This window comes from Microbacterium sp. MYb62 (genome assembly GCF_002979475.1).
In the GTDB taxonomy this organism is placed as follows: Bacteria; Actinomycetota; Actinomycetes; order Actinomycetales; family Microbacteriaceae; genus Microbacterium.
In genome coordinates, this window is record NZ_PCOY01000001.1 from 231,020 (window position 1) to 256,280 (window position 25,261).

Sequence of the window (25,261 nt, forward strand, 5' to 3'; positions counted from 1 at the left end):
GAAATTCCTTCTGATGATCTGTGGAGGACGCCGGATGCCGGAGCGTCCGGGTCAGCCGGTGGTCGCTCCCTCGGCGGCGGACCGCACGAGGCGCGAGTACTTGGCAAGAACGCCTCGGGTGTAGCGCGGGGGAAGCGGCTCCCAGCCAGAGCGGCGGGAGGCGAGCTCTGCCTCATCGACGAGTAGATCGAGAGAGCGAGCTGCGATATCGACCCGTATCAGATCACCATCGCGCACGAAGGCGATAGGACCTGCGTCCACCGCTTCGGGTGCTATGTGGCCGATGCACAGGCCGGTTGTGCCGCCTGAGAATCGTCCGTCAGTCAAGAGTAGTACATCTTTTCCGAGCCCCGCGCCCTTGATGGCCGCGGTGATGGCGAGCATCTCGCGCATGCCCGGTCCGCCCTTGGGACCTTCGTAGCGGATGACGATGACGGTGCCGGGCTCGATCTCGCCCTCGGCGACGGCATCCATGGCGGCGCGCTCGCGCTCGAACACGCGGGCAGGGCCTTCGAAGACGGCGGCATCGAAGCCCGCGGTCTTCACCACGGCGCCTTCCGGAGCCAGCGAGCCGTGCAGGATCGTGAGGCCGCCGGTCGCGTGGATCGGGTTGTCGAACGTGTGGATGACCTCGCCGTCGATCGGCTGCGGGTCGAGGTCTGCGAGGTTCTCGGCGAGCGTCTTGCCCGTGACGGTGAGTGCGTCGCCGTGCAGCAGGCCCTCGTCGAGCATCGCCTTCATGATGACCGGGATTCCGCCGTGACGGTCGACGTCGTTCATGACGTACTTGCCGAAGGGCTTCATGTCGGCCACGTGCGGGACCTTGTCGCCGATGCGGTTGAAGTCGTGCAGGCTCAGGTCGACGTCGGCCTCACGAGCGATCGCGAGCAGGTGCAGCACCACGTTGGTCGAGCCGCCGAGGGCCATCGCCAGGGCGATCGCGTTCTCGAAGGCCTCCTTGGTGAGGATGTCGCGGGTCGTGATGCCCTGGCGGAGCAGGTTCACCACGGCTTCGCCCGAGCGGTGGGCGAAGTAGTCACGGCGACGGTCTGCGGCGGGCGGTGCCGCCGACCCGGGGAGGCTGAGCCCCAGGGCCTCGGCCACCGAGGCCATCGTGTTGGCGGTGTACATGCCACCGCAGGCGCCTTCACCGGGGGCGATGGCGCACTCGATGCGCTTGAGGTCCTCTTCGCTCATGAGCCCGGCGCGGCAGGCGCCGACCGCCTCGAACGAGTCGATGATCGTGACGTCCTTCTCGGTGCCGTCCGAGAGCTTGACCCAGCCCGGTGCGATCGAGCCGGCGTACAGGAACACGCTGGAGAGGTCGAGTCGGGCGCTGGCCATGAGCATGCCGGGGATCGACTTGTCGCAGCCGGCGAGCAGGACGGAGCCGTCGAGGCGCTCGGCCATCATCACGGTCTCGACCGAGTCGGCGATGACCTCGCGCGAGACGAGCGAGAAGTGCATTCCCTCGTGGCCCATCGAGATGCCGTCGGAGACGGAGATGGTGCCGAACTGCAGCGGGTAGCCGCCGCCGGAGTGCACGCCCTCCTTCGCGCCCTGCGCGAGCCGATCGAGGCTCAGGTTGCAGGGCGTGATCTCGTTCCAGCTGGAGGCGATGCCGATCTGCGGCTTGTCCCAGTCGGCGTCGCCCATGCCGACGGCACGGAGCATGCCTCGGGAGGTCGTGGCCTCGATGCCGTCGGTGACGACGCGGCTGCGGGGCTTGATGTCGATGGGCGCGCTGCTGGCGGGATCATGCGAGGACATGACGGAAGTCTATTGCTGTGCGGAGGTGCGTTCGTCCGCCAACGCCTCCAGAAGCGCGGCGATCTGTTGTGGAGTGTCCACACGCAGGGCCGCGGCGCTCTCCCCCGGGCCCACCCGCACGCCGAGGTCGCCGGGCTGCAGCACGCGCATCGCGTCCTCATCCGTCACGTCGTCGCCGGCGAACAGGATCCCGGTGGCATCGAAGCGCTCGCGGAGGGCTGCCATCGCCGCGTCCTTGCCCTCGGTGCGCGACGAGAACTCCAGCACACGGTGTCCCGCGCGCCGCCGCCAGTGCGGGAAGCGCTCGGCGACCAGGGCGTCGATCTCGGCGAAGACACGCTCCTCGGTCTCGCGGTCGGCGCGGCGCGTGTGCACGCCCATGCCGAAGGTCTTGGGCTCGAACTCGGCGCCCTCGTAGCGCTCGATGATCGGCTTGGCGGCCGCCCAGAGCTCTTCCCTGGTGCCGTCCTCCGCGGCATCGTGGGCCGCATCAGCGTCGTCGCCGGGGAACCAGTACTGGGCGCCGTGGGAGCCGGCCAGCGCGATCGCGGAGTCGTCGGTGTGTTCGGTGATCACCCTCAGATCGTGCATGCTGCGCCCGGAGACGTAGGCGACGACGGTGTCGGGCAGTGCCGCGAGCCGCTCGACCTGGGCGGCCACCTCGGGCAATGCGCGCGCAGCCATCGGGTCGGGGACGAGCGGTGATGCGGTGCCGTCGAAGTCGAGCGCGACGACCAGCCGCGGCGTGGCCGCCAGCGCGCTCAGGTCGTCGTCAGCGGTTCCGGGTGTCCAGGGGCGCGTCACGGTTTCTCCATTCAGAGGGGGCGTTCTCAGTATCCGGGCCGCACGGACACTCAGCGTCCGCGCACTTCGGAGAGGGCGGCGAGGAACGACGAGGACCAGGCGTCGACGTCGTTGTCCAGCACGCGTCGACGGAGCGAACGCATGCGGCGCCCCTGCTCGGCCGGGGGCATCTCGACGGCCGTCATGATCGCGTCCTTGAGCCCCTCGATGTCGTGCGGATTGACCCGCACCGCCTGCCGCAGCTCGTCGGCGGCACCGGTGAACTCACTGAGCACGAGCACTCCGCGATCATCGACTCGAGTGGCGACGTACTCCTTGGCGACGAGGTTCATGCCATCTCGGAGCGCGGTCACGAGCATCACGTCCGCGGCCAGGTACAGCGCGACCATCTCCTCGCGCGGGTATCCCTGGTGGAGGTAGCGGATCGCGGAGTGGCCCATCGTGTCGGTGTCGCCGTTGATACGGCTGACCGCGAGTTCGATCTCGTCGCGCAGATGCACGTAGGCGTCGACCCGCTCGCGGCTCGGGCTCGCGACCTGCACGAGGGTCACGTCCTCGACTTTGAGTCGGCCCTCCGCCAGCAGCTCGCCATAGGCCTTGATCCGATGACGGATGCCCTTGGTGTAATCGAGCCGGTCGACCCCGAGCAGGATGCGCTTCGGGTTGCCGAGGCTCGCGCGGATCTCGGCCGCACGGGCACGGACATCCTCCCGAGCGGCGAGCTCGAGGTACGGCGTGGTGTCGATCGAGATCGGGAACGCACGGGCCAGCGCCGTGCGGGTGCCCTCTCCCTCGGGGACCGCGACGTGCGGGCCCTTGACCTCATAGCGCAGACGTCGCCGCACCGCGGTGAGGAAGTACGTGGCATCCTGCGCACGCTGGAAGCCGATGACGTCGGCGCCGAGCAGTCCGCGCAGCACCTGGTCGCGCCAGGGCAGCTGTGCATAGAGACCATGAGCGGGGAACGGGATGTGGTGGAAGTATCCGATCGTGACGTCAGGGCGCAGCTCTCGCACCATCTGCGGCACGAGCTGCAGCTGGTAGTCGTGCACCCAGACCGTGCCCTCCGGCGCCGCGGCGGCAGCGGCCGCTTCCGCGAACCGACGGTTCACGGTGACGTAGGCATCCCACCACTCGCGGTGGTACTGCGGCGGAGCGATGACGTCGTGGTAGAGCGGCCAGATCGTGTCGTTCGCGAAGCCCTCGTAGTACTCGGCGACCTCCTCGGCGCTCAGCGCCACGGGGATCAGCCGGATCCCGCCTGCCTCGAACGGTGCGAGTTCGACGTCGGCTTGCCCGGCCCAGCCGACCCATGCGCCGTTGACGTTGCGCATCATCGGCTCGAGGGCCGCGACCAGTCCACCCGGCGAGGTCCGCCAGATCTCCTCGCCGTCAGGCCCTTCCACCCGATCGACGGGCAGCCGGTTGGCGACGACGACGAAATCTGCAGCTGTCAAGTGGGACTCCTCACACCAGCGGTTGACTCCAACCTACCCAGGATGGCGGGATTCCGCCCCGCGACGTCAGACGGTGACCGACGATCGACGCCGTCCGGTGCCGCTGAGCGCCCAGTTCGCCACCCCGGCCGCGAAGGCGATGAACGCGGCGACCATCGGCAGCAGGAGGGCGGCGGAGGTCCCGACGTTCTCGGCGATCTCGCCCGCCACGGCGGCGCCGATGGATTGCCCGACCACGACGCCCGAGCCCAGCATCGTCATCACGGTCGCGGATCGTCCGCGCGGGCTGCGGGCGGCGCCGAAACTGTACTGCGTGACCAGCGTCGGACCGATCCCGATGCCCATGATCGCCAGCGCCACCATCATCGTCCCCGGGGAGTCGACGAAGCCGAGCAGGAGCGTCCCGGCCAGCAGGATGCCGGAGAAGACGAGCCACCGCGCGCGCATCGAGAAAGCCGGAGGAAGCCACGCGACACCCAACGCGAGGATCGCCGAGCCGACGCCCATCACGCCGTAGAGGAGCCCGGCCTGCTCGGGGGCACCGCGGTCCGCCATGAACGAGGTGAGCGAGGTGAGCATCGTGCCGAAGAAGACGCCCACGCCGAGGATGCCGAGGACGACGATCAGCAGCTGCGGGCGGAACAGCTCGGAGATCGCGGACGGTGCCCTGCCGTCGGCATCGCGATCCTGAGACACGTGTCGGCCGCTGGGGTGCAGCGCGAATGCACCGACGAAGACGACCGTGAGCACGGCCGCACCGACCAGGGGCGCCCACGGGGCGAACGCTGACGCCAGGATGCCGACCAGGAAAGGGCCGAAGACGAAGACCGTCTCGTCTGCAGCGGACTCGTACGCCATCGTGCCCGAGACCGTCTTGGGACGGCGCTCCTCGGGCATCCGCTCGCCGATGATCGTGACCAGACGCGACCGCGAGAGCGGGGCGACCTGCGGAGCGGTGGCTCCGATGCCGACGGCGGCGAGCAGCACGAATCCGTCGGCTGCCGTCCCGTAGACGACGAAGGTGAAGAGCAGGAGCATCGTGCCGTTCGCGAGGGCGAGCACGACCAGCACGATCCGCTGGCCGAACCGGTCCGCCGCAGCGCCGAGCAGCGGTCCGAAGCATGCCGTTCCCAGACCCACCGCGGCCGAAGTCAGCCCGCCGAGGGAAAGGGAGCCGCGTGCCGAGACGACGACGGTCAGGACGCCGACGACCATCATCGCGAACGGGAGTCGCGCGATGAAGGCGATCAGGAAGTAGGGAAGGCCGGCGAGCCGGAGAAGGCTCGGCTCGGCGACGGGTTGCGGTGCTGTTGCGCGTGTCATGGCTCTCGCGCGTCGAAGACGCGATGTCGGGTGCCGCCGCTGTCCGTCGGAATTCCGACGGCCGGTAGATACACGGTTGTGCGGCCGCGGGCGAGCCGCGACCCCGCCATGATAGCGGGTGGACCCGGGCAACGGCCGGGAATCGGGCGGGGCCGGACGGGTCTATTCTGGGCGACACCCCGCCGCACGACACGCTCCCGAGGAGACCCCGTTGTCCACAGCCCCGCAGGCCGCCGCCCCCGCTCTCGCGCTCCCTCCGCGCTCGCACCGCGCGGGAAGCGCCAAGACATCTCCGGTGCGCGACCTCCTCGCTCTCACCGAGCGGCCGGAGATCATCTCCTTCGCGGGCGGACTCCCCGCGCCCGAGCTGTTCGACGTCGAGGGGATCCGGACGGCGTTCGACGCCGTGCTCGACTCCCCCGGTGTGCTCCAGTACTCCACGTCCGAAGGCGATCCGCGACTGCGTGAAGAGGTGGCGAGACGATACGTGATCGACGGTCTGCCCACCGCGGCATCCGACCTGATCATCACGACGGGTTCGCAGCAGGGCCTCGGTCTGATCTCCACGACGCTGCTCGACCCCGGGGACACGATCCTGGTCGAGGAGCCGTGCTACCTCGCGGCGTTGCAGACGTTCGCGCTGGCCGGTGCGCGTGTGGTCGGCGTCCCGTACGCCGGCGACGACCTCGATCTCGAGGCGCTGGAACGGCTCGCCCGCGAGCACGCCCCGAAGTTCTTCTACACCGTGCCGACGTTCCAGAATCCGACGGGACGAACACACGGTCTCGACGCGCGCCGCGAGATCGCCGCTATCGCACAGCGGCAGGGCTTCCGCATCATCGAGGACGAGCCGTATCGTCAGCTGCGGTACTCCGGCGACGCTCTCCCGTCCCTGGCCGAGTTCGCACCCGATCACGTCATCAGCCTCGGCAGCTTCTCCAAGGTGATCGCTCCCGGCCTGCGCATCGGCTGGATCCGCACGACCGCCGACGTCCGCCCGTCGATCACGATCGCCAAGCAGGCGGCCGACCTGCACACCTCCACGATCGATCAGGCGGCGGCCGCCCACTACCTCGTGTCGGGCCGCGGCGAACCCGCGCTCGCACGCATCCGCGAGGCGTATGCCGCCCGACGGGACGCCATGCTCGATGCTCTGCCCTCCGCCCTGCCCGAGGGGAGCAGCTGGAATCGACCCGACGGCGGCATGTTCGTGTGGGCTCGACTCCCCGAAGGGATGGATGCCGCGTCCGCACTCGCGACGGCGCTCACGCACGATGTCGCCTTCGTCCCCGGCACCTCGTTCTTCTCCGGTCGACCCGATGCGCGCACGCTCCGGCTGTCGTTCACGACCTACGCCCCTGACAGGATCAAGGAGGGCTTGTCAAGGCTCGGTGCGACCTGGGGTGCGGGAAGGTAGCGTGGGAGAATGCGCTACCTCTTCAGCACCGGACTTGTCGCGGCGATCTCCGCAGGGGTCTCCCTGCTCCGCGGCACCCGCGAGCAGCCCGTCACCTGGCGCGCCGTCCTGTCCTGGCTCAGCTGGGGCATCACGATGGCACTCGCCGTCGGCGCCGTGATCGACATGAATCGGGAGCGACGCGGTGTGCTCGTCGACGCCGACTCCCCGCAGTCGGTCAAGAAGGCGAAGAAGGCTCAGCGCCTGCAGTTCCGGTCGCAGAAGGCTCTCGCCGACACGCAGGATCACGCCAAGGACAAGCGCCCCTGACAGCGGCCTCCCGAGCGGACGCGCTCAGCACGTGAGGATCAGCGCGTGAGGATCAGCGCCTCTCCCTGACCACCGCCGCCGCACAGCCCGACGGCAGCCGTGCCCCCGCCGCGACGGACCAGTTCGTGCGCGACGTGCACGACGAGTCTGTTGCCGGATGCGCCGATCGGGTGGCCGATCGCGATCCCCCCGCCGTGGATGTTCACGATCGCCTCGTCGAGGCCCAGTTCGACCTGCGAGCGGGCGACGACGGCGCCGAACGCCTCGTTGATCTCGACGAGGTCGAGGTCCGACGCTGCGATGCCCTGCTTCTCGCACGCGCGCTCGATCGCACGGGCGGGCTGCGCCTGCAGGGAGTTGTCCGGCCCCGCGGTCTGCCCGCTCGCACCGACCGTGACGAGCACGGGCCACCCCTTGGCTGCCGCCGTGTGCCGCGTCGTGACCACCACAGCGGATGCTCCGTCCGAGATCGGCGAGGAGTTCCCCGCGGTGATCGACCCTCCTTCGGCGAATGCCGCGCGCAGACCGGCGAGAGTCTCGACGGTCGTCTCCGGGCGCACGCCCTCGTCCTTCGCCACCTGCACCGGCTCACCGCGACGCTGCGGGACCTCGACCGCGACGATCTCCGCATCGAAGACTCCGGCCTCCTGCGCCGCGGCCGCGCGCTGATGCGACAGGGCGGCGACCCGGTCCTGCGCCTGACGAGTGAGTTCGTACCGCGCGTTGTGGCGCTCTGTCGACGCTCCCATGCTCTCCCGGTCGTACGCGTCCGTCAGCCCGTCGAAGGCCATGTGGTCGAGCACCTCGACGCTCCCGTAGGTCCAGCCGTCACGGGAGCCCATGAGCATGTGCGGTGCCCGCGTCATCGACTCCATCCCCGCGGCGACGACGACCTCGGCATCGCCTGTTCGGATCATCCGGGCAGCGTCGATGATCGCCGTGAGGCCGGAGAGGCAGACCTTGTTGACGGAGTGCGCGGGCACGTCCCATCCGATGCCGGCGCCGATCGCCGCCTGGCGCGCCGCGTTCTGCCCGGACCCCGCGGCCAGAACCTGACCGACGATGACGGCGTCGACGTCCGCAGGATCGATCGAAGCCTGTTCCAGAGCCCCGCGGATCGCGAACGATCCGAGCTGGGGCGCGGTGAAGGCGGCGAGCTGGCCTTTGAGCCGCCCCTGTGGGGTGCGGGCGGCGGCGACGATGACGACGTCGTTCTCAGTCATGGTCCATGGTCCTTCCGGTGAGCAGAGCGTGGGAGACGGTGAGGGGCGGTTCGGTCGCGGCGATGACCTCATCGATCGTGACATCCGGTGCGGTCTCGACGAGCACGAGCCCGTCGGGCGTGACATCGATCACGGCGAGATCGGTGATGATCCTGTCGACCACCCCGCGACCGGTCAACGGGAGAGAGCACTTCTCCACGATCTTCGCTGATCCGTCTTTCGCGACATGCTCCATCAGCACGATGACCCGGGCCGCTCCGTGCACGAGATCCATGGCACCGCCCGGCCCCTTGACCATCTTGCCGGGGATCATCCAGTTCGCGAGGTCGCCCGCTGCGGAGACCTGCATCGCCCCGAGGATCGCGGCGTCGATCTTGCCGCCGCGGATCATGCCGAAACTCGTCGCCGAGTCGAAGAACGCCGCCCCCGGCAGCGTCGTGACCGTCTCCTTGCCCGCGTTGATGAGGTCGGGATCGACGGCGGCCTCGGTCGGATAGGGTCCGACGCCCAGGATGCCGTTCTCCGATTGCAGGACGACCGTGACACCGCGTGGCACATGGTTCGGCACGAGCGTGGGCAGGCCGATGCCGAGGTTGACGTAGGCGCCGTCCTGCAGTTCGGCTGCGGCGCGGGCGGCCATCTGCTCCCGGGTGAGTGCCATCTCAGGCTCCTTCCGCGGCGACGGTGCGCCGCTCGATGCGCTTGGGGATGTCCGCGCCGACCTCGACGATGCGATGCACGAACACACCGGGGAGGTGGATGCTGTCGGGATCGAGTTCGCCCGGTTCGACGAGCTGCTCGACCTGGGCGATGCAGATGCGTCCGGCCATGGCGGCGAGCGGGTTGAAGTTGCGTGCCGCCTTGTTGAAGACGAGGTTGCCGTGACGGTCGCCCCGCGCAGCGTGCACGAGTGAGAAGTCGGTGGTGATCGCCTCCTCCAGGACGAACTCCTTCGGCTCGCCGTTCAGGTCGAAGACACGTACATCCTTCGCCGGGGAGGCGATGTCGATGCTGCCGTCGCGGTGGTACCTGCGAGGCAGGCCCCCTTCGGCGACCTGCGTGCCGACTCCGGTCTGGGTGAAGAAGGCGGCGATGCCCGAGCCTCCTGCCCTGAGCTTCTCGGCGAGCGTCCCCTGCGGGGTGAGTTCGAGTTCGAGTTCGCCGCTCAGGAACTGGCGCTCGAACTCCTTGTTCTCCCCCACGTACGACGAGGTCATCTTGCGGATGCGCTGCGCGGCGAGCAGTACTCCGAGACCCCAGTCGTCCACACCGCAGTTGTTGCTCACGACGCTGAGGTTCTTCGTTCCCTGCGCGAGCAGGGCCTCGATCAGGGCGATCGGATTCCCGGACAGGCCGAAACCGCCCACCGCGAGCGACGCCCCGTCCTCGATATCGGAGATCGCGGCCTCCGCGGACTCCCAGTGTTTGTCGATCACGTCGGCTCCTTCGATTCCGTGCTCTCCCCAGCATCCGCCCGCGACTCCTGGAGAAGAAAGGTGCGTCTTGCGATGTGGGCGAACACGGAGGTAGCGTCCACGATATGGAACAACAGGCTCAGGTGCCCGGGGCTCAGGCGATCGCACGCGCCGCGCACCTCCTCCGCCTGGTGACGGCCGCCGGCGCCGACGGCGCCACCCTGCAGGAGCTCGCTGCCGCCGCCGATCTCTCACGCTCGACCGTCCACCGACTGCTCAGCGCCCTCAAGGCCGAGGGGCTCGTCGATCGCGACGGCGAGAGCACCCGATGGATGCCGGGGCCGGAGCTCTTCCTCATGGGATCCGTGGCTGCCGCGCGCTACGACGTGACCTCGCTGGCCCGCGACATCGTGCGCTCCCTCGCCGTGAAGACCGAGGAGAGCGCGTTCCTCTCGGTCCGACGAGCAGATGAGACGGTGTGTCTGCTCCGCGAGGAGGGCTCGTTTCCGATCCGCTCGTTCGTCCTGAGCGAGGGCGTCCGCTTCCCCCTCGGCGTGGCCAGCGCCGGTCTCGCCATCCTGGCCTTCCTCCCTGACCACGATGTGGATGCCTACCTGGAGAGGCATCCCGGCCTGGAGCGCACGTGGGGGCGCCCGCACGGCGATCGCCGACTGCGCGCGCGCCTGGCCGAGACGAAGGAACGCGGATATGCGATCAACCCCGGGCTGATCGTCGAAGGCAGCTGGGGGTTGGGCGCCGCCGTCTTCGATCGCTCCGGCCGGCCGGAGTGGGCGCTGAGCCTGACCGGGGTCGAGTTCCGCTTCGGCCCCGACCGAATGGCAGAGCTCGGTCGCACTCTCCTCGCACACGCACACCAGCTCTCCGCGCGGATCGCCAGCGCCCGGAGGTAGCGACCATTACATACCAACCGGTATATACTTATTGGTATGAATCGCTCGGAAGTGATCCCTTCGCTCGTGCTCTCCGGTTACGCGCTGGGCCGCATCGCCGCACAGGACGCGGGGAACGAGGCGCCGGCCGCGCAGTGGCGGGTGCTGAGCCTCCTCGATCAGGCAGGCCCACGTCGAGTCGGCGAACTCGCCGCCTCCGCACGCACCACACAGCCGGGTATGACCCGTCTGATCGGAGGACTCGAGCGGGAGGACCTCGTCCGCCGCTCCCCCGACCCTGACGACTCCCGAGCGATCGTCGTCGAGATCACGCCGCAGGGATCTGCGGCGCTCTCCGCCTGGCGAACCGAGTTCCGCGACACCATCGCGCCGCGATTCACCGACCTGAGCGACGACGACTGGATCGCCCTCACCCGCGCGGCGGAGATCCTCGCCGCGCGCACCGCCGCCGACCGAACAGGAGAACCCCGGTGACCACCGCCGCCGCACCGTCCGTATGGAAGCAGCCCGCCCAGGTCTGGGCCGTCGCCTTCGCCTGCGTCGTCGCCTTCATGGGGATCGGACTCGTCGATCCGATCCTCCCGGCGATCGCCGAGTCGCTCCAGGCGACACCGGTCGAGACCGAGCTCCTGTTCACCAGTTATCTGCTCGTGACCGGACTCGCGATGCTCGTGACGAGCTGGATCTCGAGCCGCATCGGCGCGAAGGCGACTCTGCTGATCGGGCTCGCGCTGATCGTCGTCTTCGCGTTGCTCTGCGCGCTGAGTGGCAGCGTCGATGCGGTCATCGGCTTCCGCGCCGGCTGGGGGCTCGGCAATGCGCTGTTCATCTCGACGGCGCTGGCCACGATCGTCGGCGCTGCCTCGGGTGGCAGCAGCGCGGCGATCATCCTGTATGAGGCCGCCCTCGGGCTCGGGATCGCCATCGGTCCGCTGCTCGGCGGCATCCTCGGCGAGCAGAGCTGGCGCGGTCCGTTCTTCGGCGTGGTCGCGCTGATGGCGATCGCCTTCGTCGCCGTGCTCGTGCTGTTGCGCGGCCCGGCCGAGAAGCGCATGCCGGTGCCGTTCTCCGCGCCGTTCACCGCCCTGCGCCGCCCCGCCCTCGCCGTCCTGGCGGTTGCGGCCCTGTTCTACAACATCGGGTTCTTCGTCCTCCTGGCCTTCTCGCCGTTCCCCCTCGGCTTCGGCGCGCTCGGCATCGGCTTCACGTTCTTCGGCTGGGGCGTCGCGCTTGCGGTGACGAGCGTCTGGGTCGCACCGGTGCTCATGCGTCGGATGCCGCGCACCCGCATCATCCTCATCGTGCTGCCCCTGCTGGCGGTCGACCTCGTCGCCGCGGGTCTCCTCGTCGAAAGCGCGGCGGCGCTGGTCGCCTGCATCGTCATCGGCGGCCTGATGCTCGGCGTGATGAACACCGTGCTCACGGAAGCCGTGATGGAGGCCACCGATCTCCCCCGGTCCGTGGCGTCTTCGGCCTACTCGGCCGTGAGATTCCTCGGGGGTGCCATGGCTCCCCCGATCGCCGCGCTGCTGTGGCACGCGTTCAACGCGACGGTCCCCTACCTGTTTGCCGCGGCCTCCGTGCTGCTCGCGGCGCTCACGGTGTTCCTCGGACGGCGCGTGCTCGCCCACATCGACGACGAGCCGTCCGACGCGGCCGCAGAGGACGCCGCAGCGATCCTCGTGGGAGACGCCGCCTGAGCCCGCGGGCTGTGCCGGACCGGTCATCGACGCCCGATCCGGCACAGCCCGCGGGCTTTGGATATCGTGAGGCGATGAGCGAAGGAACCCCACTCCCCGAACGCAGCCGACTCGTGCGACAGCATCTCAGGGATGCCGGCGTCGACACCGAGATCCGCGTCCTGCCCGACTCCGCGCGCACAGCGGCGGAGGCGGCGGCCGCCATCGGATGTCCACCGGCCGCGATCGCGAACAGTCTCGTCTTCCTCGCCGATGGAGTGCCGGTGCTGGTCATGACCAGTGGCGGACATCGCGCAGATATCGATGCCCTGGCCGCGAGCATCGGAGCGACGGTGGTCACCATGGCTCCCGCCGCCGTGGTCCGCTCCGCCACCGGGCAGGCGATCGGCGGTGTGGCACCGGTCGGTCACCCTGCCCCGCTCCGCACGTTCCTCGACGAAGCGCTTCGCGACCATGACGAGCTGTGGGCTGCTGCGGGTCACCCCCACACCGTCATGCCGTTGACGTTCGACGAGCTGCTTCAGCTCACGGGTGGGACGGTCATCGCCGTCGCCTGAGACCGGGCCGTGAGCGACGACCGTCCCTCGCGCACACGACGACGGGGCCGATGCCACGGCGCAGAGCGCCCCGCAGCATCGACCCCGCCCAGGCGATCAGTCCTGCGTCAGGCGTGCTCGCGCACGCACCGCACCGAGCGCGGTGAGGGCGATACCGAGGAGGACGGCGGCGCCGCCCGCCCACAGCATCCCGGCAGGCACGTCGCCTCCGGTCGTCGCGAGCGACGACTGCCCGGTGAGCGGCAGCTCGGAGGGCGGCGTGACCTCGGTGGGAGGTGTGGCCGGCGGGGTGGTGGGAGGCGTGGTCGGCGGAATCACGGGCGGCTTCGCTGTCGCGATGTTGGTGAGCGTGACGGCGAGCGTTGCTCCGCCGCCGACCGTGATCTGGGCACCGCCGTCGGGCAGCGCGCTGACGCCGGTTCCCGAGAACACGGGTGTTCCCCACTCGATTCCGTCGATGCTCGGCGGAGTCACCTCGACCAGGGTGACCACCGTTCCCGCAGGGAGCTGGATCGGAGCCGATGCGGCTCCCGCGGTGACGGCGATCGTCCGCTCGACCACGGGGTCGCCGTAGCTGTAGCGAACCGTGTACTCGGCATCCGCCGGAACATCCGAGGCACCCGAGCCGTCGACGGCTTTGGTCACCGTGAACGCGCCGGCGGCGTCACCGTCGCCGGTCCCGCCGCCCGTGACGCGCCAGACCTCGTCGTCGCGAAGCTTGATGCCGTTGACGTCCGCGACGTTGCTGAAGGTGGTCCCGTCGGCCAGTGAGCTCGGCACCGTGAAGTACTTGACGAAATAGATGCGCGTCGCATCGATGGGCCCCGGGATCACGAGGTCGAACCCGGTGCCGTCGGCATTCCACGAGCCGGTCCAGTTCGTGATCGCCCTGGGGTCCTGATTCTGCATCGTCTCACTCCAGACCACGAGCTCACCGTCCTCGTTGTGGTGCTCGGCGAACCCGTCGCCCGCTCCGGTGAGGGTGTCTTCGATGACGATCGAGTTCGCCCCCTGGAAGCTCGCTCCGGGCAGCGCCAGCTGCCAGGCGATGTTGCCGTCGTCCGTCTGCCACGACCACTTCTGCGGCTCGGTGGGCAGCGGCGCCGACGGGCCGATCCCACCGCCGGGAAGCGCGACGTGCGTGATCTTGCCGTCGACGATGAACTCCACGGTGCTCTCCGTGGTCTGCTGGTCCGCATTGGCCGCGAACCACAGCGAGCCGGTGACGCCTGTGCGTCCGTTCACATAGTCGGTGAGCGTGCAGGTCACGACGGGTGCGTCTTCGCTGGTCACCGCGCACTCGGCGATCGTCTTGGTCGGATCCTCGGCGGAGGGCACAGAGAACGTCATCCCGGCGCGTCCGAACTCCTTCGGGAGCGTGAACCCGAAGGTCTGCCCTCCGACCGCGCCATCCGGCACAGACCAGGCGGCGTCGACGCGAACCTGCGAGTACTGCGTCGCCGCGCCGCCGCTTGCCGTCGTCACGACGATGGACGCGGGGTCGATCGCCGCGGGATAGTCGTACTCGGCCGCGGTCGCGGCTCCCCCACCGGCGAGCGTGATCACCGCGGTGAGTGCCGCCGCAGCAGCGGCGATGATCGAAGTTGTCTTCCGGCGCGCTCGCGCGCGCCCATTGCGTTCGTACAAGGCGTGTCCCCCAGTCTCTCTGTGAAGCGCCACCCCTCGGTCGTGCTGTCGCGCAGCGACGCATCCGAGGGAGGTGACGCGGATGTCCCCATGTGAGAGACGGCGTCGCGGCGACTTCATTACGCCAATCTGCGAAATCGACCGCGCGGCGGGTCCGACGCTCCCGATGCCATCCCCAGGAAGGCGCGTCGTCGGCCTCTATGACGCCCTCCGTTTCCAGCGTCGTCAAGATGTCGGTCGCGGTCGGCCGGTCGCTCACCGCACGCAGAGCTCTCCCTATGAGAAGACGGGGCGCAGCAACCCGCCGGGCATCGCGCTCGTCATGAACAACCGGCCTTGCAACTTCCCCAGAGCGCAGAAAAGCCCTGCTGACACTGGCGAGAGTGTCTACAGGGCTGATCCGTGCACCCCCTCGGACTTGAACCGAGAACCCACTGATTAAGAGTCAGTTGCTCTGCCGATTGAGCTAGAGGTGCGTGGCCCGGGATAACCCCGACCGAGGAATTACATTACCAGCCGACCGGCTCCATGAGAAATCGAGCAGGGACCCGGGCGTGGCCGATCACTTCCGTGCGCGGAAACCTGGTCCTTCGACACTCTGGCCCCTCCCCTCCGACGACTATTCTTGGACCGTGACCGCCTCCCCCCACGCCGACATCCTGCGCCGCGACCTCGAGCTCGCCCTGCGCCTCGCCGACGCCGCCGACGCCCAGTCGCTTCCCCGGTTCGACGCGGCTGACCTCGAGATCTCGACCAAGGCCGACAACTCGCACGTGACAGATGCCGATCTCGCCACTGAACGGGCGATCCGCGACATCCTGGCGGCGGAGCGACCCGAGGACGGAATCTTCGGCGAGGAGTTCGGCGCTCAGGGAAGCACGCATCGTCAGTGGATCATCGATCCGATCGACGGGACGGCCAACTTCCTCCGTGGCGTCCCCCTGTGGGGAACGATGATCGCACTCGCGATCGACGGCGTTCCCCAGGTCGGCGTCGTCAGCATGCCGGCGCTCGGGCGTCGCTGGTGGGCGGCGACCGGCGCAGGCTCGTGGACCACCACCGACGGAGAGCCCCGCCGCCTCCAGACCTCCGCGGTCTCATCCCTCGACGATGCCAGCGTGAGCTTCCAGAGCATCGCCCAGTGGTCGGATGCGGGCCGCCTCGACACTCTGTTGAAGGTCGCGGCCGGCGTCTGGCGCGACCGCGCCTACGGCGACGTGTACTCGTACATGCTCCTTGCCGAGGGGCGCGTCGACATGGTCGCGGAGTTCGGTGTCAAGGAGTACGACATCGCGGCAGCGGTGCCGATCATCCGCGAAGCCGGCGGCCGGATGACGGCGATCGACGGCACCGAGACGATCTCCGCCCGTTCGACACTCGCAACCAACGGCATCCTCCATGATGCCTTCCTGGCGCTGATCCAGGGCTGAGCGAAGCACGAGGCCAACGATGATCCCCCGCATCATGTCCGCCACAGCGGGCGTCCTGCTGTTGGTCGTCGCCCTCGCGGGGTGCACGCCTCCCTCGGAGCTGTCGTCGTCCCCTACCCCCGAGGCAACCAATCCCACTCCCCGGGCGAGCGCCGAGCCGGTGACCTCCGCGGCCCCGGAGACGCCTGCCACGGAGCTCACCTGTGAGTCCATGATCTCGGCGGGGACGGTGAAGGCTCTCACGGACGCCGGATGGACCGCTCAGCCGAAGGAGTTCATCGTCGGCGGCGAAGAGCTGACGGAGGGGCTGCTGTGCTTCTGGGCCGACTACTCCGTCGCCTCCGATCACGGACAGCTCTACGGCTGGGCTGCGCTGGACGAGGATGCTTCCGCCTCCGCACAGGCAGGACTCCTCGCCGAGGGCTGGAAGCGCGAAGACGGTGCGGACGGCATCTACTTCACCGAGGACCCGCGGTACGCGATGGGTCGCGATGAGGACGGGTACGGGATGACCTACCTGTTCGGCGGCGACTGGGTGCGATTCGCCGACACCAGGCAGGGGCTGATCCTCATCGAATGGACCGGCTGACGACAGCGATCCGGTGCGGAGGCTAGGGCGCCGCCGCTCCCATCGAGCTCTCCCGAATGCGTCCGAACCCGCGGCTGACCGGTGGCGTCCACAGCAGCACGACGATGACGGCAGCGACCGCCACGGTGACGGCCGCTCCCCAGTCCCAGCGGTCGCCGAGGACGAGCACGACGGCGCTGAGCGCGATGGCGAACCCGAGGAACATCGTGAGCATCAGGCGCGACAAGCCGCTGCCGCGGCGTATGCCGGCGGCAACGGCGAGGACGAGGAGGCCGAACAGCGCGATGGCGGCGCCGGCGAGGGAGAACGCGGATGCGCTCACCTCCGGATCGTAGCGGCCCAGGAAGACGAGTATCCCGAAGGCCGTCGCGAGCACACCGAACGCGTACGCGAGGACGGCCACCACGGTCGTGATGATCGACGCCCATGCTCGTGCGGCGGACGCGGAACGTTCGGATGCCCGCTCGGGGACGGCCGTCTTCCTCGTCGCCGGCGCGTCGAGAACGAGGCGACGATGCAGGATCCGCACGATCTCGATCGCGGCGACCATCACGATCGTGATTCCGGTCAGCGCGATAGCCAGGTCCTCGCCGGGATCCACCAGGACGAAGAACTGCCTGGCGAGCGGGATCGTGAACACCGCGATGAGCAGCACGAACATCGCGCCCACGACGAGCACCTTGAAGCGGTTGAGCGGGCGGGAGAGGACGGCGAGCACCCAGATGCCGACGACCGCGAGGATGACGGTGGCTCCCGTGCGCAGCTGGTCCTCGTGCGCGCCGAGCCCGCGTGCGACGAACGAGTACCAGGTCAGACCGAGCGCGACGACGATTCCCGACGGGATCGCGAAGCTCAGAGACCGACGGAGGAAGCCGGGCACGTAGCGCGCCGCGTTGGGCATGAGCGCGAGGAAGAACGCCGGGATGCCGATCGTGAGCCCGTCGGTGATGGAGAGTTGCCGGGGCAGGAACGGGAACTCGAGCACGAACACGCCGAAGATGATCGCGAGCAGCGTGGCGTAGACCGTCTTGTTGAGGAACAGCATCGACACGCGTTCGATGTTCGCGATGACTTGACGCCCCTCCGCCACGACGTCGGGCAAGTGCGAGAACTGTCCGTCGAGCAGAACGAGCCGTGCCACGGCCTTGGTCGCGGGCGACCCCGAGTTCATCGCGATGCCGATGTCGGCCGCTTTGATCGCAAGGGCGTCGTTGACGCCGTCCCCGGTCATCGCGACGGTGTGCCCATGACTCTGCAGCGCCGTGACCATGCGCTTCTTCTGCTCGGGCGTCACCCGACCGAAGACCAGGTTCTGATCGAGGATGTCCGCCAGCGCGGTGTCATCTTCCGGGAGGTGCCGCGCGTCGAAGCCCTCCTCGACATCGAGACCGACCTCCCGGGCGATGGCTGCCACCGTGCGGGGGTTGTCACCCGAGATGATGCGGATGCCGACCTGCTGCCGAGCGAAGTACTCGAGGGTCTGCGCCGCGTCGGGGCGCACCTGCTCGCGGAAGGTGAGAACGGTGATCGCCGTGAGTTCCGCCGGGAGCCGTTCGGCGTCGACATCCGTCTCAGACAGGGGAGATTCCGAGTGACCGAGGACCAGTGTGCGGCGTCCGGTCTCGGCGAGGGCGGTGACGGTGCGTCCGAGCTCGGTCTCGGCCGATGTCGCGGAGTCTCCGAACACCATCTCCGGCGCCCCCATCACCCAGGTGCCTTCGTGATCGGCGAAGGACACCGCACTCCATTTGCGAGCGGAGGAGAAGGGGATGTAACCGCGGACCACCGATGAAGACGCGACCGGATACGCGGCCCGCATCGAGCGCGCCGTAGCGTTCGCGTCAGGTGATGCCGCATACCAGGCCAACGCCGACGCGACGCCGGCCGCCTGCACCGACGAGGCACCCTCAAGCGGGTGCGCTTCATCGAACCCGATCTCGCCGACCGTCAGAGTGCCGGTCTTGTCGAGGCAGACGACATCGACTCGGGCGAGTCCCTCCACCGCCGGGAGTTCGTTGACCAGGACCTGTCGGCGGGCCAGCCTCGACGCACCGACCGCGAAGGCGATGCTCGTCATGAGCACGAGGCCGAGCGGGATCATCGCGGTCAATGCGGCGATCGTGTTCACGACCGCCTGCACCCACGCCCCGCTGGAGAACACCGTCGCGTACCCGCCGGTGACGAGGATCTGAGCATTCAGGACGAGCAGGCCGACCGGCCCGATGATCCAGCTCACCCACTTCAGAACACGGTTGACGGAGGACCGAAGCTCGCTGGAGACGAGCGAGAATCGCTTCGCTTCCCCGGCGAAGTGATTCGCATAGGACTCGGCGCCCACCCGGATCGCCCGCGCGGTCCCCTCCCCCGCGACGACCACCGCACCTGAGAGCGCCTCATCCCCGGGCTGCTTCTCCACCGGGTCGGATTCCCCGGTGAGCATCGACTCGTCGATCTGGAGGCCACGGGCCGCGAGGATGTTCGCGTCCGCCGGCACCTGCTCGCCCGCCCGCAGCACCAGAACGTCGTCGAGCACCACATCGACGGGAGCGATCTCCGCCTCTTCGCCGTCTCTGAGCACCAGTGCTCGAGGCGCGTTCATCAACGCCAGGCGGTCGAGGGCGGATTTCGCCCGGAACTCCTGCACGCACCCGATGATCGCGTTCGCGAAAGCTGCGAGCCCGAAGAGCGCATCCTGCCAGCGCCCCACCAGGAACAGCACGAGGAAGCACGCGAAGACGATGCCGTTGAAGAGCGTGAAGACGTTCGCACGCACGATGCTCCATGCGCTTCGGCTCGTGTCGGCCACGAAGGCGTTCGTTCTCCCCGAGGCGACACGCTCGGCGACTTCCACGCGGGTGAGACCGGGAGAGACAGCTTCGGAGGTCGAGTCCACAGACCTCAATATAGGACCACTGCGGACGTGAGCCGAGCGAGTCCGCACTGCGCACCGACGATCCGCTCACCGTCGCACGGTCAGCGTGATCAGAGGCCTCTGGTTGACTGGCGGGATGACCGAACCGAAACCTGCCGTCCGACGACTGACGCGAGACGAGATCACTCTCCGGGCGGATGACCTCGTCGCACTGCAGAAGAGCGCGTACGCGATTGAGGCTGAGCTGATCGGCGATGATCGCATCCCCCCGCTCCATGAATCCGCCGAGGAGCTCGCGCTGGCAGGACTGTTCTGGCACGTGGTCGAGGTCGACGGACAGATCGTGGCCGCGATCGCCCACAGTGACGTCTCGGGTGGTATCGACATCGAACGACTGGTCGTGCACCCTTCGTGGCTGCGGCATGGTCTGGGCAGGCGACTTGTCACCACACTCGTAGCGGGCACCGCGACGGTGTCGACCGGAAGGGACAACCGGCCCGCTCGGCGTCTGTACGAGTCCCTGGGCTTCCAGCACGTCGCGGATGCGGAGGTGCTTCCTGGATTGTGGGTCAGCACCTACACCCACGAATGACCCCACCGGCCGCCGTCTGACGAGGCGCCGACGGATACAAGAAGGCCCGCCTCCCCAGTGATCACTAGGGAGGCGGGCCTCTTTGCTTGTGACAGCGACCTGGTGGAGCTGGGGGGGGAATTGAACTATGCCGCGCCCTGCAGTAGGGCGGCACTCCCCTGGAATCATGCGGTGGAAGCGGTGGAAAGCGATGGCGATTTCTGGGGTGCGATGGGCAGAAACGTGGGCAAAATGTGGGCAGCTTGTGGTCACACCACTGCGCGCACCCGGAACTTGGCGGCCACCGGCATCGTCGCGGGAACGACCGTGCTCGCCCTTGCAGCCTTCGCTCTCGCCATCGATGTCGCAGCGTTCGCCGTCAGCCAGGGAATAGCTCTGCAACGCATCAAAGGTGCGGCGGCCGCCTAGCCGAAGGACCGCGGCCTCATCCGCCCGTCGAAAAGCACTCCATCACCCTCGAAGGCGAGGACATCGCGGACGTCCGTGCGCAGCTACACTCACAGGCGCCTGAGGGGGTGGGACCTCGTGTCCGCCAAGCCCGCGATGAAGACGGGCGAGTCTGTGCGTTCCGTCGAGGGGAAGTTCGAATGCCGCGACGGCTTCCGGGAGATCGAGGCCGCCGACATGACCGCGCTCGAGGCGCAGGTCCCGGAGCGCTGGCAGAATTGGTGATCCGTCCACGTCGGAGGACGCGGACCAGGACAGAGAGGTCGACCATGCCCATAGCCACATCTGCAAACACACGCGCTGTGGTTGAGGAGTTGTTGCGCAGAATCGGTGAGGGGAACCCGGAGCGCATCGCCGAGATGTATGCCGAGCAAGGTGATTGGAAGCTCGCCTGGCCGGAGGCTGAGCACGGCCGTACTGCGACGCCGTGGATCCGCCACCGGTCCACCAGAGCCGACGCGGCTGCCCACTATCGCGAGCTCGCCGAGTACCACGTGCCGGAGGATGTGGCCACCGAGGTCGAGCGCATCCTTGTCGACGGAAGTGACGCGGTGGTGGTGGGCGAGATCCGTCAGACCGCGCGGACCACCGGACGAGCCTACAAGGCGCGGTTCGCTCTGCACCTCACCGTCGCAGACGGCCTCGTCACCCGGCACCATGTCTACGAGGACAGCCTGGCCGTCGCCCAGGCATTCGAAGCGAAGGATCGGTGAAAGACCACCCACCACGTCCCCTACCCACGCAGGGCGAGTAGTTCACCCACCCAGATACGACGAAAGACCCCCATCCAGCCGGAGCCAGGTGGGGGTACGGAGCGAACAGCCCCAGGAGCACGAGCACGCCGGCGGGGATGGCGGGGAGGACGATGTCCATGACTACTCCTGCTGCTGGTTCTTTCCGGCGGTCGGCGACATCAAGCCGTCAGACGTCGAGTCCTGGATCTCCGAAATGAGCGCCGGCACGGCCGTCGCCGATCGGCAGCGCGTCCGCCGCAACACGACCGGTCCACGGTCAGCGACCGTGGTGCTGCGCGCGCTCGGAGTACTCACCGGCATTCTCGACCTCGCCGTCCGCGATCGCCGGATCTCGAAGAACCCGGCACAGGGCGCACGGAATCTCCGGCGCCCACGTCAAGGCGGTGCAGAGGATGCTCGGGCACAAGTCCGCAGCGATGACCCTGGACACGTACGCCGACCTGTTCGACGACGATCTCGACGACGTCGCGAACCGGCTTGATGAGCGTGCGACAGCGGCAGATGTGGGCAAAGTGTGGGCAAGGCTCGCCGCCTGACGAGTCATCCACAACGCAAAGAAGGCCCGCCTCCCCAGTGATCACTAGGGAGGCGGGCCTCTTTGCTTGTGACAGCGACCTGGTGGAGCTGGGGGGAATCGAACCCCCGTCCAACGCTGAGTCTCCACGCCTTCTCCGGGCGCAGTCTGTGAAGACGTTCTACTCGGCTCCGACCTTTGTCACAGACACCTAAGTCGACAAGCCCAGCCTGGGAAGAGTCCCACGTGACGTCCAGACGCCATCACGCAGCAAGATTCCTAGATGACGCCAGGATCCGTATCGGAATCACATACGGCCTGACGGACTATCGGGCTCGCTTATGCAGCGAGGGCGAAGTCGTTGCGCTTGGTTTCGGCAACTATTGTTTTGCAGAGAGCGTTTACGAGATAACTCTGCATCCTCGGCCCGCTTCTCGTGGATTCACAGGCGCTGTCGAAACCGATCAGCCCCGTGGTCCTTCTCTCGAAGGAGCCGCTGTCACACTGTGGAATTACCAACTCGGGAGACAAGCACCCGAGCATCACAGACTACAACGTCAGCGACCTCTCCGCCATTCCGCCGACGTGCGGGCGGCTGGCGTAGAGTCGCCCCATGAGTGAAGTCACCGTCACCGTCCGCGGCGAGCACGAGGAGCGAATCGCGCCGGAGCGCGCCACCATCCATGTGAGTGTGCGCGCCGAAGGCGCCGAGCGCACACAGGTCGTCGACAACGTGATGCGTCTCGCAGAGCCCCTGCGCGACGGGTTGTCGGAGCGGGCGGAGGGTGACGGCGCGGTCATCGAATGGACGAGCAAGCGGCTCTCGGTGCGCGCGGAACGACCGTGGAACAGCGAAGGCAAACGCCTCGCGCCGGTCTACTACGCGAGCATCGACTTCACCGCGACGTTCGTGGAGGCTTCAGAACTCTCGATCTGGGTCTCGGATGTCTCCCCCTGGGAGGGTGTCGAGGTGGGCTGGGTCGACTGGCACCTCACCCCGGCGACCCGTGCCCGTACGGAGCGGGAAGTCGCCGCGCAAGCCGTCGGCGTCGCTGTCACGCGCGCCGAAGCCTACGCCGGTGCGCTCGGGCTCACCTCGGTGACGCCTCTGGAGATCGCGGATGTCGGACTGATGTCGAGCGGACAACCCACCCCCGGACCGCCGATGATGAAAGCGAGAGGCGGCGTCGCGTTCGCAGCCGACGCGGCACCGGCCATGGAGTACGAACCGGAGGAGATCGTCATCTCCGCGACCGTCGAAGCGCGCTTCGTCGCCCGCTGACCGGGTTCAGCCCTGGCGCGTGAACGGAGCGAGTTCCGCGGCGAGACGCTCGGAGACGCGGGCATGCACCGCGGTGCCCTCCTCACGATGGTCGACCTCGAACAGCATCCCCGTCTCGTGGATCGCCGCCACGAGATCCCCACGATCGTAGGGAATCACGGCGTGGACCTCGATGGCCGGCTGGGGAAGGGCTGCCTCGATGACGGCCCGCAGCTCGGCGATCCCCTCGCCGGAGCGCGACGAGACGAAATGCGCGTGCGGCTGAAGCCCGCGGAGCACGAGACGTTCGTCCTCGTCGATCAGATCGGCCTTGTTGAAGACGACGATCTCGGGCATGTCGCGAACGCCGACATCGCCGAGGACGTCGCGCACAGTCTGGAGCTGGCCGGCGGGATCAGGATGCGAAGCGTCCACGACATGGAGCACGACGTCGGCCTCGCCGACCTCTTCCAGCGTCGAGCGGAATGCCTCGACGAGCTGGTGGGGAAGGTTGCGGACGAATCCGACCGTGTCGGTGAGCGTGTAGACGCGACCGTCCTCCGTCTCCGCCCGACGCACGGTGGCGTCGAGCGTCGCGAACAGCGCGTTCTCGACCAGGACACCGGCACTGGTGAGGGCGTTGAGAAGACTGGACTTTCCGGCGTTCGTGTAACCGGCGATCGCGACGGATGGGATCGTGTTGCGCTTGCGCTCGGCGCGCTTCGCTTCACGGGCAGGACCGAAATCGCGGATCTGCCGGCGAAGCAGAGCCATCTTGGTGCGGATACGGCGACGATCGAGCTCGATCTTGGTCTCACCGGGGCCTCGCGAGCCCATTCCGGCGCCACCCGCACCGACCTGGCCACCCGCCTGACGGCTCATGGAATCGCCCCAGCCACGCAGGCGAGGGAGCAGGTACTCGAGCTGGGCGAGCTCGACCTGGGCCTTGCCCTCCCTGCTCTTCGCGTGCTGGCTGAAGATGTCGAGGATCACGGTGGTGCGATCGATGACCTTGACCTTGACGACATCTTCGAGCGCACGGCGCTGGCTCGGTGCGAGCTCGGTGTCGGCGATGACGGTGTCGGCGCCGACGGCGGCCACGATGTCCTTGAGCTCCTGGGCTTTGCCGCGGCCGAGATACGTGGCGGCATCGGGATGCGGGCGACGCTGCAGAACACCGTCGAGCACGACGGCACCGGCCGTCTCCGCCAGCGCGGCGAGTTCGCGCAGCGAGTTCTCCGCGTCTTCCTGCGCGCCCTGCGGGTACACGCCCACGAGGACGACGTTCTCCAGCCGCAGCTGCCGATACTCGACCTCGGTGACATCCTCGAGTTCCGTCGAGAGCCCGCCGACGCGACGAAGCGCATGCCGATCCTCGAGGTCCCACTGCGCGCCGTCCGTGCTGGCGTGCGACGCCGTCGACGCGTCCTGCAGCGCTTGTGCCGCGCCGAACACGTGGACGTCGGAACGCTTCTCTGCGTTCGCGAGCACGCGGTCGACCGTCTGGTCGTCGGTGGAGGGTGTAGTGGTCTCCGTCATCCGTTCCTGATCTCTGGGATTCGTTGCGAGCCTTAACCTTAGCCCGCGCTGTCCGGTACGCTCACCGTATGGGGTCCGATCACTACTTCACTGCGGCCCCGGCAAGCCCCGAGAACCTGCGCAAGATCCGCGTATCGCTCGCAGGTCGAGAGCTCGAAGTCACCACCGCCGGTGGAGTCTTCAGCCCAGATCGTCTGGATGCCGGCACTGCAGTGCTCCTCGCCAACATGCCCCCGGTTCCCCCGGGCGGCGATCTTCTCGACCTCGGCAGCGGCTGGGGTCCCGTCAGTCTCTCGATGGCACTCGCCGCTCCCCATGCGACGGTGTGGGCCGTCGATGTCAATGAGCGCGCCCTCGATCTGGTGCGTCGAAACGCGGCATCTCTCGGACTCACCAATATCAACGCGTCGCTGCCCGACGATGTTCCCGCGCACGTGACATTCCGTACGATCCGCTCGAACCCGCCCATCAGAGTCGGCAAGAACGAGCTCCACGGACTGCTGGAGCGCTGGATCCCTCGCCTCGACGAGCGCAGCGATGCCTGGCTCGTCGTCCAGCGCAACCTCGGCGCCGATTCGCTGCAGCGGTGGATCGGATCCACATTCCACCCGGGTTACAGCGTCTTCCGCACAGCCACCGGGAAGGGCTATCGGATCCTCAAGGTCCGCAAGCACGGAACCCCGCCGACGGAGCCGATCGCGCTTTCGGGGCTCTGATCCGCCGCGGCGG

General features: G+C 68.2%; 25 protein-coding genes, 1 tRNA gene and 1 other RNA gene. 15 read left to right on the forward strand and 12 right to left on the reverse strand.

What is annotated here, in order from left to right; translation table 11 throughout:
* Positions 1-51 precede the first annotated feature (51 nt).
* The 4 genes from ilvD to CQ042_RS01140 form a co-directional block, all read right to left on the reverse strand.
* The gene (gene ilvD / locus CQ042_RS01125; RefSeq protein WP_105668393.1) at positions 52-1,770 is read right to left on the reverse strand and encodes a dihydroxy-acid dehydratase; all 1,719 of its coding nucleotides are present in this window, start codon (positions 1,768-1,770) and stop codon (positions 52-54) included.
* 9 nt (positions 1,771-1,779) lie between these two features.
* On the reverse strand, positions 1,780-2,574 hold the full coding sequence (gene otsB / locus CQ042_RS01130) for a trehalose-phosphatase (RefSeq protein ID WP_105668394.1): 795 nt from the start codon (positions 2,572-2,574) through the stop codon (positions 1,780-1,782).
* A gap of 50 nt (positions 2,575-2,624) precedes the next feature.
* Positions 2,625-4,031: a trehalose-6-phosphate synthase gene (locus CQ042_RS01135; RefSeq protein WP_105668395.1), complete on the reverse strand. Its 1,407-nt coding sequence runs from the start codon at positions 4,029-4,031 to the stop codon at positions 2,625-2,627.
* A 66-nt stretch (positions 4,032-4,097) separates the two neighbouring features.
* On the reverse strand, positions 4,098-5,354 hold the full coding sequence (locus tag CQ042_RS01140; RefSeq protein WP_105668396.1) for an MFS transporter: 1,257 nt from the start codon (positions 5,352-5,354) through the stop codon (positions 4,098-4,100).
* Between the two features lie 211 nt (positions 5,355-5,565).
* On the opposite strand from CQ042_RS01140, the gene CQ042_RS01145 reads away from it, so the two are divergent.
* Both CQ042_RS01145 and CQ042_RS01150 read left to right on the forward strand, forming a co-directional pair.
* Positions 5,566-6,771 (forward strand): PLP-dependent aminotransferase family protein, encoded by a 1,206-nt coding sequence (locus CQ042_RS01145; protein WP_181157391.1) that lies wholly within the window; start codon positions 5,566-5,568, stop codon positions 6,769-6,771.
* Positions 6,772-6,780: 9 nt separating this feature from the next.
* Positions 6,781-7,080: a hypothetical protein gene (locus CQ042_RS01150; protein ID WP_105668397.1), complete on the forward strand. Its 300-nt coding sequence runs from the start codon at positions 6,781-6,783 to the stop codon at positions 7,078-7,080.
* Between the two features lie 38 nt (positions 7,081-7,118).
* On the opposite strand, the gene CQ042_RS01155 is transcribed toward CQ042_RS01150, so the two are convergent.
* From CQ042_RS01155 to CQ042_RS01165, 3 genes are read right to left on the reverse strand one after another with little or no spacing between them, the layout of a single operon-like run.
* A complete protein-coding gene (locus CQ042_RS01155; protein ID WP_105668398.1) occupies positions 7,119-8,303 on the reverse strand; it encodes an acetyl-CoA C-acetyltransferase in 1,185 nt (394 codons plus the stop codon).
* A complete protein-coding gene (locus tag CQ042_RS01160) occupies positions 8,296-8,964 on the reverse strand; it encodes a CoA transferase subunit B (RefSeq protein WP_181157392.1) in 669 nt (222 codons plus the stop codon). The genes CQ042_RS01155 and CQ042_RS01160 overlap by 8 nt, the downstream gene beginning before the upstream one ends.
* A gap of 1 nt (position 8,965) precedes the next feature.
* On the reverse strand, positions 8,966-9,739 hold the full coding sequence (locus tag CQ042_RS01165; protein WP_105668399.1) for a CoA transferase subunit A: 774 nt from the start codon (positions 9,737-9,739) through the stop codon (positions 8,966-8,968).
* A gap of 104 nt (positions 9,740-9,843) precedes the next feature.
* Between CQ042_RS01165 and CQ042_RS01170 the strand changes: the two genes are divergently transcribed.
* The 4 genes from CQ042_RS01170 (at position 9,844) to CQ042_RS01185 (ending at position 12,886) form a co-directional block, all read left to right on the forward strand.
* Positions 9,844-10,629 carry an IclR family transcriptional regulator gene (locus CQ042_RS01170; RefSeq protein ID WP_105668400.1) on the forward strand — a complete coding sequence of 262 codons (786 nt, stop codon included), beginning with the start codon at positions 9,844-9,846 and terminating at the stop codon, positions 10,627-10,629.
* Between the two features lie 36 nt (positions 10,630-10,665).
* A complete protein-coding gene (locus CQ042_RS01175) occupies positions 10,666-11,103 on the forward strand; it encodes a MarR family winged helix-turn-helix transcriptional regulator (RefSeq protein ID WP_105668401.1) in 438 nt (145 codons plus the stop codon).
* Positions 11,100-12,329, forward strand: coding sequence for an MFS transporter (locus CQ042_RS01180; protein ID WP_105668402.1), 1,230 nt, complete (start codon positions 11,100-11,102; stop codon positions 12,327-12,329). Before CQ042_RS01175 ends, CQ042_RS01180 begins: the two co-directional genes overlap by 4 nt.
* 74 nt (positions 12,330-12,403) lie before the next feature.
* Entirely contained in the window at positions 12,404-12,886 is a 483-nt protein-coding gene (locus CQ042_RS01185) for a YbaK/EbsC family protein (RefSeq protein ID WP_105668403.1), read from the forward strand.
* Between the two features lie 96 nt (positions 12,887-12,982).
* Here CQ042_RS01185 and CQ042_RS20340 read toward each other — a convergent pair whose 3' ends face one another.
* Complete coding sequence (locus CQ042_RS20340) at positions 12,983-14,533, reverse strand: Ig-like domain-containing protein (RefSeq protein WP_181157393.1); 1,551 nt, start codon at positions 14,531-14,533, stop codon at positions 12,983-12,985.
* A gap of 403 nt (positions 14,534-14,936) precedes the next feature.
* Positions 14,937-15,009: transfer RNA gene (locus CQ042_RS01195), tRNA-Lys, on the reverse strand.
* 156 nt (positions 15,010-15,165) lie between these two features.
* On the opposite strand from CQ042_RS01195, the gene CQ042_RS01200 reads away from it, so the two are divergent.
* Complete coding sequence (locus CQ042_RS01200; protein WP_105668404.1) at positions 15,166-15,963, forward strand: inositol monophosphatase family protein; 798 nt, start codon at positions 15,166-15,168, stop codon at positions 15,961-15,963.
* A gap of 19 nt (positions 15,964-15,982) precedes the next feature.
* Positions 15,983-16,552, forward strand: a complete 570-nt coding sequence (locus tag CQ042_RS01205; RefSeq protein WP_105668405.1) for a hypothetical protein — start codon at positions 15,983-15,985, stop codon at positions 16,550-16,552.
* A 22-nt stretch (positions 16,553-16,574) separates the two neighbouring features.
* Here CQ042_RS01205 and CQ042_RS01210 read toward each other — a convergent pair whose 3' ends face one another.
* Entirely contained in the window at positions 16,575-19,445 is a 2,871-nt protein-coding gene (locus tag CQ042_RS01210; RefSeq protein WP_105668406.1) for an HAD-IC family P-type ATPase, read from the reverse strand.
* A 115-nt stretch (positions 19,446-19,560) separates the two neighbouring features.
* Here CQ042_RS01210 and CQ042_RS01215 point away from each other — a divergent pair, with 115 nt between their 5' ends.
* The 5 genes from CQ042_RS01215 (at position 19,561) to CQ042_RS01240 (ending at position 21,754) form a co-directional block, all read left to right on the forward strand.
* The gene (locus tag CQ042_RS01215) at positions 19,561-20,016 is read left to right on the forward strand and encodes a GNAT family N-acetyltransferase (RefSeq protein WP_105668407.1); all 456 of its coding nucleotides are present in this window, start codon (positions 19,561-19,563) and stop codon (positions 20,014-20,016) included.
* A gap of 171 nt (positions 20,017-20,187) precedes the next feature.
* Positions 20,188-20,424, forward strand: a complete 237-nt coding sequence (locus CQ042_RS01220) for a hypothetical protein (RefSeq protein WP_146115325.1) — start codon at positions 20,188-20,190, stop codon at positions 20,422-20,424.
* Between the two features lie 117 nt (positions 20,425-20,541).
* On the forward strand, positions 20,542-20,688 hold the full coding sequence (locus CQ042_RS20345; protein WP_181157394.1) for a hypothetical protein: 147 nt from the start codon (positions 20,542-20,544) through the stop codon (positions 20,686-20,688).
* Positions 20,689-20,780: 92 nt separating this feature from the next.
* On the forward strand, positions 20,781-21,176 hold the full coding sequence (locus CQ042_RS01230; RefSeq protein WP_219844791.1) for a nuclear transport factor 2 family protein: 396 nt from the start codon (positions 20,781-20,783) through the stop codon (positions 21,174-21,176).
* A gap of 434 nt (positions 21,177-21,610) precedes the next feature.
* Positions 21,611-21,754, forward strand: coding sequence for a hypothetical protein (locus tag CQ042_RS01240; protein WP_374954454.1), 144 nt, complete (start codon positions 21,611-21,613; stop codon positions 21,752-21,754).
* A gap of 80 nt (positions 21,755-21,834) precedes the next feature.
* Here the strand turns inward: CQ042_RS01240 and ssrA are convergent.
* Positions 21,835-22,204, reverse strand: a transfer-messenger RNA (tmRNA) gene (ssrA, locus tag CQ042_RS01245).
* Between the two features lie 141 nt (positions 22,205-22,345).
* On the opposite strand from ssrA, the gene CQ042_RS01250 reads away from it, so the two are divergent.
* Complete coding sequence (locus tag CQ042_RS01250; protein WP_105668412.1) at positions 22,346-23,014, forward strand: SIMPL domain-containing protein; 669 nt, start codon at positions 22,346-22,348, stop codon at positions 23,012-23,014.
* A 6-nt stretch (positions 23,015-23,020) separates the two neighbouring features.
* Here the strand turns inward: CQ042_RS01250 and hflX are convergent, their stop codons facing one another.
* A complete protein-coding gene (gene hflX / locus CQ042_RS01255; RefSeq protein WP_105668413.1) occupies positions 23,021-24,532 on the reverse strand; it encodes a GTPase HflX in 1,512 nt (503 codons plus the stop codon).
* A 68-nt stretch (positions 24,533-24,600) separates the two neighbouring features.
* Here hflX and CQ042_RS01260 point away from each other — a divergent pair, with 68 nt between their 5' ends.
* Complete coding sequence (locus CQ042_RS01260) at positions 24,601-25,248, forward strand: class I SAM-dependent methyltransferase (RefSeq protein ID WP_105668414.1); 648 nt, start codon at positions 24,601-24,603, stop codon at positions 25,246-25,248.
* Positions 25,249-25,261 lie beyond the last annotated feature (13 nt).